The 14,227-nt window shown below is 67.1% G+C and carries 12 protein-coding genes; 6 read left to right on the forward strand and 6 right to left on the reverse strand.

The window, feature by feature from the left end; genetic code table 11:
- The first annotated feature begins 107 nt into the window (after positions 1-107).
- From murJ to M2335_RS14720, 3 genes are all read left to right on the forward strand, one after another.
- A complete protein-coding gene (gene murJ / locus M2335_RS14710; protein WP_264595148.1) occupies positions 108-1,688 on the forward strand; it encodes a murein biosynthesis integral membrane protein MurJ in 1,581 nt (526 codons plus the stop codon).
- 88 nt (positions 1,689-1,776) lie between these two features.
- Positions 1,777-2,781, forward strand: coding sequence for a tryptophan--tRNA ligase (gene trpS / locus M2335_RS14715; protein WP_264595149.1), 1,005 nt, complete (start codon positions 1,777-1,779; stop codon positions 2,779-2,781).
- A gap of 139 nt (positions 2,782-2,920) precedes the next feature.
- Entirely contained in the window at positions 2,921-3,565 is a 645-nt protein-coding gene (locus M2335_RS14720) for a DUF4136 domain-containing protein (RefSeq protein WP_181558658.1), read from the forward strand.
- Positions 3,566-3,632: 67 nt separating this feature from the next.
- Here M2335_RS14720 and M2335_RS14725 read toward each other — a convergent pair whose 3' ends face one another.
- The 3 genes from M2335_RS14725 to tsaD form a co-directional block, all read right to left on the reverse strand.
- On the reverse strand, positions 3,633-5,159 hold the full coding sequence (locus M2335_RS14725; RefSeq protein WP_264595150.1) for a lipopolysaccharide biosynthesis protein: 1,527 nt from the start codon (positions 5,157-5,159) through the stop codon (positions 3,633-3,635).
- Between the two features lie 85 nt (positions 5,160-5,244).
- Entirely contained in the window at positions 5,245-6,231 is a 987-nt protein-coding gene (locus tag M2335_RS14730; RefSeq protein ID WP_264576600.1) for an NAD(P)H-dependent glycerol-3-phosphate dehydrogenase, read from the reverse strand.
- Positions 6,228-7,265 carry a tRNA (adenosine(37)-N6)-threonylcarbamoyltransferase complex transferase subunit TsaD gene (tsaD, locus tag M2335_RS14735; protein WP_264595151.1) on the reverse strand — a complete coding sequence of 346 codons (1,038 nt, stop codon included), beginning with the start codon at positions 7,263-7,265 and terminating at the stop codon, positions 6,228-6,230. The genes M2335_RS14730 and tsaD overlap by 4 nt, the downstream gene beginning before the upstream one ends.
- A gap of 52 nt (positions 7,266-7,317) precedes the next feature.
- Here tsaD and hemC point away from each other — a divergent pair, with 52 nt between their 5' ends.
- Genes hemC through M2335_RS14750 form a run of 3 tightly spaced genes read left to right on the forward strand, consistent with a single transcriptional unit; the run spans position 7,318 to position 9,874 of the window.
- On the forward strand, positions 7,318-8,256 hold the full coding sequence (hemC, locus tag M2335_RS14740) for a hydroxymethylbilane synthase (RefSeq protein WP_264595430.1): 939 nt from the start codon (positions 7,318-7,320) through the stop codon (positions 8,254-8,256).
- Complete coding sequence (locus tag M2335_RS14745; RefSeq protein WP_264595152.1) at positions 8,253-8,936, forward strand: uroporphyrinogen-III synthase; 684 nt, start codon at positions 8,253-8,255, stop codon at positions 8,934-8,936. The genes hemC and M2335_RS14745 overlap by 4 nt, the downstream gene beginning before the upstream one ends.
- Positions 8,937-8,953: 17 nt before the next feature.
- Complete coding sequence (locus M2335_RS14750; protein WP_264595153.1) at positions 8,954-9,874, forward strand: hypothetical protein; 921 nt, start codon at positions 8,954-8,956, stop codon at positions 9,872-9,874.
- Positions 9,875-9,889: 15 nt separating this feature from the next.
- Here M2335_RS14750 and M2335_RS14755 read toward each other — a convergent pair whose 3' ends face one another.
- Genes M2335_RS14755 through M2335_RS14765 form a run of 3 tightly spaced genes read right to left on the reverse strand, consistent with a single transcriptional unit; the run spans position 9,890 to position 14,202 of the window.
- Positions 9,890-10,285: an acyl-CoA thioesterase gene (locus M2335_RS14755; protein ID WP_264595154.1), complete on the reverse strand. Its 396-nt coding sequence runs from the start codon at positions 10,283-10,285 to the stop codon at positions 9,890-9,892.
- Positions 10,278-12,389, reverse strand: coding sequence for a S9 family peptidase (locus M2335_RS14760; protein ID WP_264595155.1), 2,112 nt, complete (start codon positions 12,387-12,389; stop codon positions 10,278-10,280). Before M2335_RS14760 ends, M2335_RS14755 begins: the two co-directional genes overlap by 8 nt.
- Before the next feature lie 40 nt (positions 12,390-12,429).
- Entirely contained in the window at positions 12,430-14,202 is a 1,773-nt protein-coding gene (locus M2335_RS14765; protein ID WP_264595156.1) for an SLC13 family permease, read from the reverse strand.
- Between the last annotated feature and the right edge of the window lie 25 nt (positions 14,203-14,227).

Here is a 14,227-nt window from a genome sequence, read left to right on the forward strand (position 1 = left end):
CCTCGCCTGACTGCAACCCTTCGCCGCCCGGCCGCTCCCCAGCGCTGCCGGGCGGTGCCGGTTCTGCCGGCCCGAATATTGTCGACGTCGATACTGACGGAACAGCCATGAGCCTGCTGCGCTCCACCGGCACCATCGGCGCCCTCACCCTCGTCAGCCGCGTCCTCGGCATGGTGCGGGACATGCTGATGGCGCGCTATGTCGGCGCCGGTTTCGCGTCGGACGCGTTTCTGATCGCCTGGCGCCTGCCCAACCTGTTCCGCGCGCTGTTCGCCGAGGGCGCTTTCTCCGCCGCCTTCGTGCCGATGTTCAACCGTATCATGGGCAAGGAGGGCGCCGATAATCCGGAGGCCGGACGCGCGGCGGCGATTCGCTTTGCCGGTCAGGTGCTCTCGGTCCTCTTTCCCATCCTCGTCGCGCTCACCATCGTCATGATGCTCGCCGCCGGACCGGTCGTGTGGGCGATGACCGGCGGCTTCCCGGATGGTGGTCCTGAGAAGTTCGCGCTCGCGCGCCATCTCACCATCATTACCTTCCCCTATCTCGGGCTGATCTCGCTCACCTCGCTGCTCGGCGGCATCCTCAACAGCTTCAACCGCTTCTGGGTCAACGCCGCTGCGCCCACCCTGCTCAACCTGTGCATGATCGGCGCGCTGCTGTTCTTCCGGGGCGACACGGAGATCGAGACGGCCGTCACCCAGGCGATTGCCGTCACCGTTTCCGGCGCGATGCAATTGCTCTGGCTGATCTGGTCCTGCCGCCGGATCGGCGTGGCCCTGAAGCTGTCGGCCCCGCGCCTCTCGCCACAGGTCAAGGCGATGCTGCTGCTGATCGCGCCCGCCGCCATCGGCCAGGGCGCCATCCAGATCAACCTGCTCATTTCCACCTCGCTTGCAGCGCGTTTCCTGCCGCAGGGCTCGGTGAGCTGGATCTATTATGCCGACCGCCTGAACCAGCTTCCGCTCGGCCTGATCGGCATCGGCGTCGGCACCGCGATGCTGCCGCTCATCTCGCGCCAGATCGGCGCCGGCGACACCCGCGCGGCCAATGAGACGCAGAACCGCGCGCTGGAGCTGGCGCTGTTCCTCGCCTTGCCCGCCGCGATCGCCCTGTTCGTCTCGGCCGTGCCGATCATCCGCGGCGTCTTTCAGCATGGCGCCTTCACGGCGGAAGACACGCTCGGCGCGGCCGCCGTGCTCGCCGCCTTCGCACCGGGCGTCCCCGCCTATGTGCTCATCAAGGTGTTGACCCCCGGCTTCTACGCCCGCGCCGACACGAAAACGCCCGTGCGCATCGCCTTCATTGCCATGCTGGTCAATCTGGTCGGCAATCTCACGCTGATCTGGCGGTTCGGTGCCGCCGGCATTGCCGCTTCCACGGCCCTCTCGGCCTGGGTGAACGTCGCGCTGCTCTACTGGACGCTCAGCCGCAAGGAGCATCTCACGCTCGACGCGCGCTTCCGCGCCAAGGCGCTGCGCATCGTCGCAGCGGGCGCGCTGATGGGCGCCGCGCTCTGGGCGGGCAACCAGCTTCTCGACGCGCATATGGCCGCCGGCTTCTGGCGCCGCCTCATCGCGCTCGGCCTGCTCTGCGGTGGCGGCGGGCTGGTCTACGCCATCGCCGCCATCGGCTTTGGCGCCTATCGCATTGCCGAACTGAAGGCGCAGTTGCGGCGCAGACCGCGCTGACGCGCCCCCTCCCGATTGTTCGCCCGGCTTGACGCCACGCGTCACGGACGACAGAGCGGGGCTCTTCTTATAAAGCAGGACTTTCCTCATGCGCGTGCTCTCCGGCATCCAGCCGACCGGTAATCTCCATCTGGGCAATTATCTGGGCGCGATCCGCAACTGGGTGCGGATGCAGGATGAGATGGATTCGGACTCGCACTGCTTCTTCTTCTTGGCGGACATGCACTCGATCACCGTTCACGAGACGCGCGAGCAAAGGCTGGCCAATGTGCGGGACATGGCGGCTGCGCTCGTCGCGTGCGGCATCGACCCGGATCGCTCGGTGCTGTTCAATCAGGCGCGGGTGCCGGCTCATGCCGAGCTGTGCTGGTTGCTGAACGGCACGGCGCGGATTGGCTGGCTGAACCGCATGACCCAGTTCAAGGACAAGGCGGGCAAGAATCGCGAGGGCGCCAGCGTCGGCCTGTTCGTCTACCCGGTTCTGCAGGCCGCCGACGTGCTGCTGTATCAGGCCACCCACGTGCCCGTAGGCGAGGACCAGAAGCAGCATCTGGAGCTGACCCGCGACATTGCGGTCAAGTTCAACACCGATTTCGGCGTGGAGCTGTTCACCCTGCCCGATCCGATCATTCCCAAGGAGACGGCGCGGATCATGAGCCTGCGCGATGGCACGGCGAAGATGTCCAAGTCCGACCCCAGCGACATGAGCCGGATCAACCTGACAGACGACAGCGACACCATCGTGCAGAAGGTGCGCAAGGCCAAGACGGATGCCGAGCCGCTGCCCGCCGAGGCGGCCGGTCTGGCCGGGCGGGCCGAGGCGCTCAATCTGGTCGGCATCTACGCCACCCTTTCGGGCACCACGCCCGATGCGGTGTGCGCGCAGTTCGCCGGGCAGGGCTTTGGCGCCTTCAAGCCTGCGCTGGCCGATCTTCTGGTGACGCACCTCGCGCCGATCCGGGAGCGGTTCATTGCGCTGCAGGAAGATCATGCCGCGCTCGATGCCATATTGGAGAAGGGTGCGGCGGCGGCCGCAAAGGCAGCCGAGCCCACCCTGCGCGGCGCCTATGAGGCGATGGGATTGATGCGCTGAGCGGAAGGCCGCTGCGCCGTTTCGACACACGGCACGCCGATTGCAGGAACCGCATTCAACGCCAGTTCATTTGACCTAAGGTATCAAGGCGTACACTACGTCCTAGAGGGTGTACTCGCCCGAGAAACGGAACCGTCTTATGAACAGCAAGCGTCTCCTCGTCACTGCAGCGGCCTCGCTCCTTGCGCTTGGCCTCGCAGGCTGCGCCTCGCCCTTCAAGGCGGATGTGGCCCGCTTCCAGCAGCTTCCGCCCGCGCAGGGCCAGAGCTTCACCATCATGCCCGGCGAACAGGATTTGGCCGGCAGCCTCGAATTCCAGCATTATGCGGATCTGGTCGCGCAGCGTCTGGTCGATCAGGGCTATACCCGCGCGGCGGACCCGGCGAGCGCGCAGCTCGTCGTCGAGCTGGATTATGGGGTGGATCGCGGTACGCAGCGTGTCCGCTCGACCGGCTTTGCCCGCTCGCCCTTCTACGATCCCTTCTATTATCCAGGCTACTACCGTGGCTGGCGCGGCCGCTATGTGATGGGCTGGAACGATCCCTTCATGTGGGGACCGGGCTATACGGATATCGAGAGCTACATGGTCTACCAGAGCGATCTGCACATGCGGATCAACCGGGTCGGCGGCGAGCCACTGTTCGAGGGCACCGCCCGCGCCCAGTCGCTCAGCAACAAGCTGACCTATCTGGTGCCGAACCTCATCGACGCGCTGTTCACGGGCTTCCCGGGGCAGAATGGCGAAGAGGTCCGCGTGACCGTGGCGCCCGAACCGAAGAAATAGGCTTTCGGCAGATTATCGAACAGGCCGGTGTCCTCCCGATGGGCGCCGGCCTTTTTCTTGGGGCTGGTCAGGCGGGCGTATCGCTCCCGCTGGCGCCGAGCTTCTGCTTGCGGAACAGCGTGCGGTCAGCCTCGCCGAACGCGACCTTCCACATCAGCACGCAATAGACAGCCAGCGTGAGCGGCAGGCCGATCACCAGCTCGATCCATTCGAGCCGGCGCGGGAGCAGCGTGAAGCCAAAGCCGACAAGCCCGGCCACGACACCGCAGAGCACAAGGCTCGACCGCCAGATCGGCAGGCGCATCCCCAGCAGACCGCTGAGCAACCGGGATTTGGCGATGGCGCCGCAGCCGAGCGCAATCGCCAGCGCCAGCGCCGGCATTGCGGCGACATAACCATCCGCCAACTCATAACGGCGCGCCACGATGAGCAGGCCCACCGTCAGCATCGCCTGCAGGCCCACGGTGGCGAGCGAGAGGTAGAGGTTGCGCAGGCGGGCGAGGTACACCAGCGCCGCCTCGCTCACCACCGCCGGGCTCGCGAGCACTTCCGCCGCCAGCAGGCCGCCAAGCGCGGCGGCACCGATCACGAAGGTCGGCCCGACCAGTCCCATCACCGCCTCGCCCGGCATCGCCAGCGCCACGGCGACCCCAAGCTGCGCCGCGACGATCCAGAAGCCGACCTGGCTCACCTGGCGCCCAATCGCCTCATGATTGCCGAGCGCGATGTTGCGGGTGATCACCGGGCCAAGAATCGGCTCGAAGCTGGTCTTCAGCTTCTGCGGCAGGGAGGCGACCTGCTGCGCGACATAATAGATGCCGACGATCGCCGGGGACGCGAACAGGCCCAGAATCGCGAGATCGAGACGCCGCGTACCCCATTCGATGGCGTCCGCACCGGCCAGAGGCAGATTGCGCATGGCCAGATGCCAGATCCGCCCGGGATGCGGTCGCCAGCCGCGCGGCAGGCCATAATGGCGCATCAGCGGCCAGAATGCCGCCAGCATCGCGGCCGCCATCGAGGCGACATAAGCCAGGATCAGCCCGTCGCGCGGCGAATAGAAATAGAGCGCCAGCGCCGCGATGCTGATCGTCCACGGCTCGACAATCGCGCGCGCGCGCACCGTCGCGGCGATGTTGTATTGATAGGCACAGGCTGCCAGCGCCACCTCGGTCGTCGCAATGGCGATGACGATCAGCGGCAGCAGCCGGTCCAGCCCGTTGAGGCCGCTATTGGGGAACATCGCCTCAGGAAAGACGATGAGCAGGCCCGCTGCCACAGCGCTGACGAGGATGCACAGCCACATGGCATCGGCAACGACATGGGCCTGCGGGCGGCTGTCCTTCGCCAATTGCTCGGCCAGCCCGCGCTTGAGCCCCATGGTGGCCAGTTGCGCGGCAAATTCGATGACCAGCACGGCATAAGCGAAGCGGCCGAGCGTCGCCGCGCCATAAAGCCGCCCCGCAATGAACAGGAAGGGAATGCGCGCCGCCAGCCGCAGAACGAAGCCCAGCACATTGGCCCTGCCGCCCCGCGCCAGCGCCGAGATGTCATCGCGTTCGGCCTGCTCGGCCTCCCCACGCGCTATGGTCATGCAAGGCGCTCCCCGGCGCGGGCCGTTGCGCCGCGCCAGCCAGCCATAGGCGTTGCGATCGATGTGCGCAAAGTCTCTTGGTCCCTCATTCGGCGCGTAACGGCCGAGCCAGCAGCGCGGCGATCACATCGTCAACGCGCGACGCGCCGGAAAGAAGCGCACAGACGGCTTCGGTCACGGGCATGTCGATGCCCTGTGCGCGCGCCGCTTCGTGCAGCACCGGTGCCGTCGAGGCGCCTTCCGCCACCGTATGGCGATGGGCCAGCAGCGCATCGGGGGATTGCCCCTGCCCCAGCCCATAGCCCAGCGCATAATTGCGGGACCGGGTCGAGGAACAGGTCAGCACCAGATCGCCGAGACCCGACAGGCCGGCCATCGTCTCCGGCCGCCCGCCCCGCGCGAGGCCGAAGCGGGTCATTTCCGCGAAACCGCGCGCAATCAGGGCCGCACGGGCATTCTGCCCCAGTCCCGCGCCCTCGACCACGCCGCAGGCAATGGCGAGGACGTTCTTGACCGCGCCGCCAATTTCGGCGCCCACCACATCGTCGGAGACATAGGGCCGGAAGGTCGGTCGCGCGATCACATCGGCCAGCAGCCGGGCCAGCGCTTCCTCTTCGGCAGCGAGCGTCACCGCCGTCGGCAGACCAGCGGCGACCTCATGCGCGAAGGTCGGGCCGGAGAGCACCGCCACCGGCGAGCCGGGCATCACCTCGCGCGCGACTTCGTGCATCAGCAGGTGCGACCCGGCCTCGATGCCTTTCGAGCAGAGGATCAGCGACTGACCCTGCGGCGCGAACTGGGACAGGACAGCGCGCATCGATTGGGACGGCGTCACCACCAGCAACGCCCCGGCGCCGGCGAGATCGCCCGGCGCCTGTGTCGCCCGAATGCGTGGCGAGAGGGGTTGGCCGGGTAGATAGGTCTCATTCTGGCGGCGCGTGTTGATCGCCTCCACCACCGCGCCATTGCGTGCCCAGAGCAGCACATCGCTGCCGCCTTCCGCCAGCACCTGCGCCAGCGCCGTGCCCCAGGCACCACCGCCGAGCACACCGATTGGCCCGGCGGCGTTCATGCCTTCACCCCCGCGCCGCGCACCGTCTCGGCGCCCGGGTCCAACGGCCAGCGCGGGCGCGCCGCCACGGCGAGATCGTCCACCAGGCCGAGCGCGAACCGCTCCGCCCCCGCCCAGCCGATCATCGCGGCATTGTCCGTGCACAGCCAGAGCGGCGGGGCGACGAATCGCAACTCGTGCTGAGCGGCTAGCCCCTCCAGTGCGCCGCGCACGCCCGCATTGGCGGCCACACCGCCAGCGACGACCAGCGCCGTCGGCCGGCCCGTCATGGCATTCAGAGCGCGCTTGGTGCGGTCGACCAGACAATCGATCACGGCCTGCTGGAAACTCGCCGCGATGTCGGCATCCACCCACTGCCCGCTCTCGACCGCGCGCATCACGGCGCTCTTGAGGCCGGCGAAGGAGAAATGCGGCTCGCCGCTGCCCACCAGCGGACGCGGCAGCGGCACTGTGCGCGGATCGCCCTGCGCCGCCAGCGCCTCCACCTTCGGACCGCCGGGAATGCCGAGGCCGAGCAGCTTGGCGGTCTTGTCGAAGGCCTCGCCCGCCGCATCGTCGATGGTTGTGGCAAGCCGGCGATAATCGCCAACCCCGCGCACTTCGAGCAACTGGCAGTGCCCGCCAGAGACCAGCAGCAGCAGATAGGGGAATTCCAGCGAAGGATCGGCCAGACGCGGCGAGAGCGCGTGGCCCTCCAGATGGTTGACCGCGATCAGCGGCTTGCCGGCCGCATGGGCCAGCGCCTTGCCGGTGACGAGGCCGACCATCACCCCGCCGATCAGCCCCGGCCCTGCGGTCGCGGCAATGGCATCGACATCGGCGAGGCTGAGCTTGGCGTCCGCCAGCGCCGCTTTGACCAGCGGAATCAGCGCCTCGACATGCGCGCGCGCCGCGATTTCCGGCACCACGCCGCCATAGGGGCCATGCGCGGCTTCCTGCCCCGCCAGACGGTGGGCAAGGATCGTGCGATCGCTGGCGACCAGCGCAGCCGCCGTTTCGTCGCAGCTTGATTCCAGACCGAGGATGATGGGCATGGCACTTTCCTCTAGAGACGTGCGCGCGCAGGGTCTATCGGCATTCGCCATCATGCCCGAGCAGTTTCCTTCGCCCACCGCCCCGTTGCGCCTCGGTACACGCGGCTCCCCCCTTGCGCTGGCCCAGGCCGACATGACGCTGGCCGCGCTTGCGCTCGCCCACGGTCTGCCGCGCGAGTCGCTGGAGATCGTTATCGTCACCACCAGTGGTGACCGCATTCAGGATCGCGCCCTGGCCGAACTGGGCGGCAAGGCGCTGTGGACCAAGGAGCTGGATCGCGCGCTTCTGGCGGGCGAGATCGATTGCGCGGTGCATTCGATGAAGGATGTGGAAACGATCCGGCCGGAGAGCATCCACATCGCCGCGATGCTGCCGCGCGCTGCGGTGGAGGACCGGCTGATCGGCGCGCCGAGCATCGATGCCCTGCCGCAGGGCGCCCTCATCGGCACCGCCTCGCCCCGCCGCGCCGCCCAGCTGCGGGCGCTCCGGCCAGACCTGCGCACGACGCTGCTGCGCGGCAATGTCGCGCGGCGCCTCGCCAGCGTGGAGGCCGGCGAGATCGATGCGACGCTGCTCGCGGCGGCGGGCCTCAACCGGCTGGGCATGGAAGATGTCGGTGCCACCGTCCCCGCCGAGGTGATGCTGCCCGCCGTCGCGCAGGGCGCGGTCGGCATCGAATGCCGCACCGATGACGAGCGCATGCGCCGCCTGCTCGCCGCGATCAGCGATGCGCCGACGCAAACCTGCGTGCTGGCCGAACGCGCGCTGCTGCTCGCACTGGGCGGCAGTTGCCATTCCCCGATCGGCGCGCTGGCGCAGCTGGCCGGCGCCGGCGTGCATCTGCGCGGGCAGATCCTGCTGGAGGACGGCAGCGAGCAGGTCTCCGGCGAGATCATGTTGCCCACCGGCGACACGGCCGGGGCCGCCGCGCTGGCCGCGCAATTGCTCGAGGGCGCCTCCCCAGCCCTGCGGAGCCTGTTCACGCCGTGAACCGCCCCTATCTCATCCTGCGCCCACAGCCGGGCAATGATGCGTCCGCCGCCAAGGCAACCGCACTCGGCCTAGAGGTGGTGCAGTTGCCGCTCTTCGAGGTGGTGCCGGTTGACGATGAACCTATGCAGCAAGGCCCGTTCGACGCCCTGCTCATCACCAGCGCCAATGGCGCGCGCTACGGCGGTGAGGCGCTGGCCTGCTTCCCGGACCTGCCGGTCTATGTCGTGGGCGAGGCCAGCGCGGACGCCGTGCGCGAGGCTGGCCACCCCAATGTCATCATCGGCGGCGGCGATGCGGCGTCCACCGTCCCCGTGATCGTCGCGGCCGGCCACCGGCGCATCCTCCATATCTGCGGGGAAGAAACGCGCCCCTTCGACCCGCTCGATCTCAGCATCACGCGCCATATCTGCTACCGCACCGAGGCGCGGGACATGCGGCGCTACACCAAGATGCTGGTGACCATGCCCCCCTCCGTCATCGCCGTGCATTCGCCCGCTGCCGGGCGCCGCCTCAACGCGCTGATGCCGCCTGCCTGCCGCAACCATTTCCTCATCGCGATCAGCCAGGCCGCGGCAGACGCCACCGGATCGGGCTGGCGCCGGGTGAGCGTCGCGCAGGAGCCGAACGATAGCGCCTTGCTGCGCCTCGCAACCTCGCTATGTATAGGCGCCTCTTGAGGGATCGGGCAGAACAGATGGACGGCAACGCACCGGAAAACGGTGTCGGTGAGATGACGGACCGAGCGCAACCGCCGCGCCGGAGCCGATTGCGGCTGATCGTCGCCTGCTCGCTGATCGCCTTCCTGCTCGGCCTCGGTGCGATGGCCTGGATCATGACCAACTGGGATCGGCTGTCCTTCGGCCCCGGCGGCGATCCGGCGGCACTCACAGACGATATGAATGCGGCCCAGAACGGCGCCGAAAGCGGGGCGAACGGGCAGGCGCCGGACGCTGCGCGGTCGCGCGGCCTCTCCGACGTCACCGAACGCCCCGAAGATCGCGTGCTGACGCTTGAGCAGCGCCTCAACCGCATCTCGCTTGCTGCGATTGCGGCCTCTGGCCATGCCAACCGGGCCGAGGCAATGATGATCGCCTTTGCTGCCCGGCGCGCGCTCGATGCCGGCCAGCCGCTCGGCTATATCGAGGGCCAGCTCCGGCTACTGTTCGGCGATGCGCAGCCCAAGGCCGTCGCCACCATCGTGAATGCCGCAGCGCAGCCGGTGACGCTCACCACATTGCGCCAGGGCCTGGAGCAGGTCCGCAGCACCGCCCAGCGCGGCGACCCGAATCAGGGCTGGTGGTCGGCGGCGATGCGGGAGTTGCGGGGTCTGGCCGTGATCCGCCACGCCGGCGATCCCTCCCCCGAGCTGGACGAGCGCATCACGCGCGCGCGGATGTTCACCGAATCCGGACAGATGGAAGCCGCCATCGATGAAATCGCGGCGCTCCCGGCCCAGCCGGAGGCCGAGCTGTGGCTGGAGCAAGCCCGCCGCTACAAGGAAGCCCGGCGCGCGCTCGATGTCATCGAAGCCGCCGCCATTCTGGAGCCGCGCGCCGCGCCCATCGTGGCGCCCGCCCCGTTGCCCACCGAGACTGAAGCAAGTCCGCAGCCCTGACCGCGCAGTGCTTCGTTAAGCCAGAAAGATTGTCGCGAGATCGGCGGGCACCCGCGCCAGCCGGCCCGTCTCCTTGTCGATCATCGCCCAGGTCGTCCGTGCATTCACCTTGGGCGTGCCATCGGCTCCGGTGAAGGCGATCATCCGATCGAACCGGGCGCCGCGCGGCGGCTCCTCGATCCAGGTCCGCGCGAGGACCGTCTCGCCTTCGGTCACATTACCGCGATAATCGATCTCGTGCCGCGTCACGACCCACACATAGCGGGCCTGCGCGTCGGGCGGGGCTAGCGATTCCCAATGGGCAGTGGCAAGCTGTTCCATCCATCGCACCCAGACGGCATTGTTCACATGGCCCATGATGTCGATGTCATCGGGGCCGGCCATAAACTGCTGCTCGAATGCCTTACCCATGGCCGCCCCCATGATCGCCGGCGCCCTGCCCGGCTTCTTCCATGCCAAGCTGCCAGAGAATGAAGGCGAATTCCTCCGCCGTTTCCCGCAGCGATTCCCAGCGGCCGGACTTGCCGCCATGGCCGGCTTCCATATTGGTCTTGAGCAGCAGCACATTGTCGTCGGTCTTGAGCTCGCGCAGTTTCGCGACCCATTTTGCCGGCTCCCAATAGGTCACGCGCGGATCGTTGAGGCCGGCCGTTACCAGTATCGGCGGATAGGCCTGCGCCTTCACATTGTCGTAGGGCGAATAGCTGGCGATCAGGTCGTAGGCGGCGGCATCCTCGATGGGGTTACCCCATTCCGGCCACTCGCCCGGCGTCAGCGGCAGTGTCTCATCCAGCATCGTGTTGAGCACATCGACGAACGGCACATGCGCAACCACCGCGCCCCACAGATCGGGGTCGGAATTAACGATGGCACCCATGAGTTCGCCACCAGCCGAGCCGCCCGACGTGGCGATCTTGCCCGCCGAGGTGTAGCCAAGGGCGATCAGCCCCTTCGCCACATCGACGAAATCGTTGAACGTGTTAGTCCGCTTCTCCAGCTTGCCGTCCTTGTACCATTGCTGGCCAAGGTCATCGCCGCCACGAATATGCGCGATGGCAAAGGCGAAGCCGCGGTCGACGAGGCTGAGCCGCGTGGTGCCGAAGCCCGGCTCGATGGCAATGCCATAAGCGCCATAGCCATAAAGGTAGAGCGGCCGGGAGCCATCGAGCGGATGGTCGCGCCGGTGCAGCACGGAGACGGGGATCGGCGTGCCGTCCCGTGCGGTGACCGTGAGGCGCTGCGTGGCATACAGCCCCGGATCGAAGCCAGACGGAATCTCCCGCACCTTGAGGGTTTCGCGATGTCCGTCGGCCAGCCGATAGTCGAAGATCGTCTCGGGCGTGACCATCGATTCATAGCTCAGCCGCAGCGTATCGACATCATATTCGGGATTGTCATCCAGCCCAGCGACATAGCTCGCCTCGGGAAAATCGAGGCGCTTGGGCGTGTTGGTTGCGTAATCGCGGATCTCGACCTGATCGAGGCCGTTCTCGCGCCCTTCGGTGACATAGAAGCGCTTGAACAGGCTGAAATCGGTCAGGTAAAATGCGTCGGAGGCCGGCAGCACCTCTTCCCACTGGTCCGGCGTCTCGATGCGCGCGCGGGCCAAGCGGAAATTGGGATGGGTGTCGTTGGCGCGGATGTAGAGCCAGCCCTCATGCTCATCCACATCATATTCGCGTTCGGGCACGCGGGCGGAAACGAGGATCGGCGCGGCGGTCGGGTCGCCGGCCGGCACCAGCCGCACCTCGCTCGTCACATGATCGCCGGTGGCGATGACGATCCAATTTTCCGCGCAGGTGAGGCCCACAGAGACGCGGAACCCTTCGTCCGCCTCATGGTACAGCATGACATCCTGCGCCACATCGCTGCCCAGCCGGTGGAGCATCGCGCGATCCGTGCGCCACTGGGCGTTGGCCGGGGCATAGACGAGCGCGCGATCATCGCGGGTCCAGACCAGCGCCGAGAGCACGTCCGGCATGACGTCGGGCAGCATCTCGCCGGTTTCCAGATTGCGGATGCGCACCGTGTAGCGCTCCGACCCGTTGTCATCGATCGCATAGGCCAGCAGGCGGTCATCATTGGAAATCGCGACGCTGCCGAGGCGGAAATAATCCTTCCCCTCCGCCAGCGCCGGCTCATCGACGATCAGTTCGTCCGCCGATCCGTCTTCCGCCGCGCCGACCTTGCGGCGCCAGTGGCGGCGATATTGCTCGCCCGCCTCGAAGGTACTCCAATAAACATAGGCGCCATCCTTCTGCGGAACGGAGCCGTCCTCCTCCTTGATGCGGCCCTTCATCTCCGCGAACAGCGCATCGACCTGGCTCTTGCGCGCAGCCATATGCGCCTGGAAGTAAGTGTTCTCGGCCGTCAGATAGTCGAGCACGTCGCGATCCGTCACCTCGGGATAACCGGGATCGCGCAGCCAGGCCCAGGGGTCGTCCAGCGTGCGATTGTGGTGGACGGAGCGGTGGGGGCGTTGCGCCGCGCGGGGCGGCTGGAGCGTATCGGTCATCCCCGCCAGATAGGCGCTCGAAGGGCCGCGCTCAATGCCGTCAATAGAGCGCCGCCAGTGCGAGGCATGTCGTCAGCCCGACCACGACGTTCATCGGCAGGCCGATCCGCAGGAAATCGGCGAAGCGATAATTGCCGGCCGCATAGACCATAGTGTTGGTCTGATAGCTGATCGGCGTCGCGAAGCTCGCCGAAGCCGCGAACATCACCGCGATCAGCAACGGGCGCGGATCGGTGCCGAGGGTCGTCGCCAGGCCGATGGCAATCGGCGTCATGATCACCGCCACCGCATTGTTGCTGACGGCTTCGGTCAGCGCGCTCGACGCAAAATAGACGATGAAGAGCAGCACCAGGGGGCTGGCGCCCTCCAGCAGCGGTCGCATCGCGTTGACCAGCAGGGTAATGCTCCCCGCCTGATCGAGCGCCGTGCCAACGCACAGCATGCCGTAGATCAGCACCAGCACATCGCCATTGATCGAGCCCCAGGCTTCATCGCCATCGATGCAGCGCGCGGCGAGGACGATGCCGACGGCGATCAGCCCGGCGACCATGATCGGGACGAGACCCAAGGCGGAAAAGACGATGGTGCCCGCCAGCGCGGCGACCGCAATTGGCGCCTTGGTCGGGCGGAAAGCCACGCCTTCGGTCTCTTCCACCCCGATGAGGTTCTGGTTCTCGCGCAGCGCATTGATGGCCGCCTCTGACCCGGTGACCAGCACCGTATCGGCAGCGCGCACGCGGCTATCGGCCAGGGTCGGCCCGGCGTCATGGCGATGCCGGGTAATCCCCAGCAGCCGCACCGGCAGCACGTTGAGAAACGGGATTTCGACCATCCGGTTACCGATACTCGGGTGACCGGGTGAAATGATCGCCTCCACCACCAGCGGCGCGTCGGCTTTGGTGTTGCCGACCGTCGCGATGCCGAGCTCGATGTCCTTGTTCGTGCGCAGGGTCATCAGATCGGCCAACTTAGCGCGCACCACGAGGCGGTCGCCCGCCATGAAGGGCTCGTCCATGGCCTCGATCAGCTGGCTCCCCCGCTGGATGCTCACCAGTCGAACCCGCTTGAGGAGACCGCTTTCGGAAAGGTTTTTGCCGATCAGGCCGCTATCCCGTACGATCCTGATCTCGCTCAGGAACACCCGGTCCGCGTCGCTGTGATAGGGCGCGCCGTCACCATCCGGGAGCAGGAAGCGCCCCAGCACCGCAAGGGCGACAGTCCCGGCGGCGGCCACGATGATGCCCACCGGCGTGATCTCGAAGACGCTAAATGGCGCGACGCCCAGATCGCGCGCGACGCCATCGACCAGAAGATTGGTCGACGTGCCGACTAGCGTCAGGGTTCCGGCCAGCATGGAGATGTAGGACAAAGGAATGAGCAGCTTCTTGGCGGAAACGTTGATCGCCGAGGCCAGCCGCAACACGATGGGGATCATGATGACCACGACCGGCGTGTTGTTCATGAATGCAGCCGCCGCCAGCAAACCAACGACCAGCTCGATCATCGCGCGGATCGGATGCGCCTTGGCGCGGGCGACGATCCAGTTGCCGATCACATCCAGAATGCCCGTGCGGGTCAGCGCGGCCGAGAGCACGAACATGGAGGCAATGGTGATCGGCGCGGGATTGGCAAAGGCGCGCAGCAGCGATGCGCTGTCCAGCAAGCCCGTGACCAGAAAGGCGCAGACGCCCAGCACGGCAATCACCGTCGCCGGATAGCGCTCCCGCACGAACGCCACGAAAAGTCCCACAAGGATGACGAGGCCGACAAAGGCCCGGTTGGCATCGATGATCGCGGAGAGCCACTCAAACATCACCCTCCCCTAACGCCCCTGTCGG

Origin of the sequence: Sphingobium sp. B12D2B, assembly GCF_025961775.1 — a bacterium.
GTDB lineage: Bacteria > Pseudomonadota > Alphaproteobacteria > Sphingomonadales > Sphingomonadaceae > Sphingobium.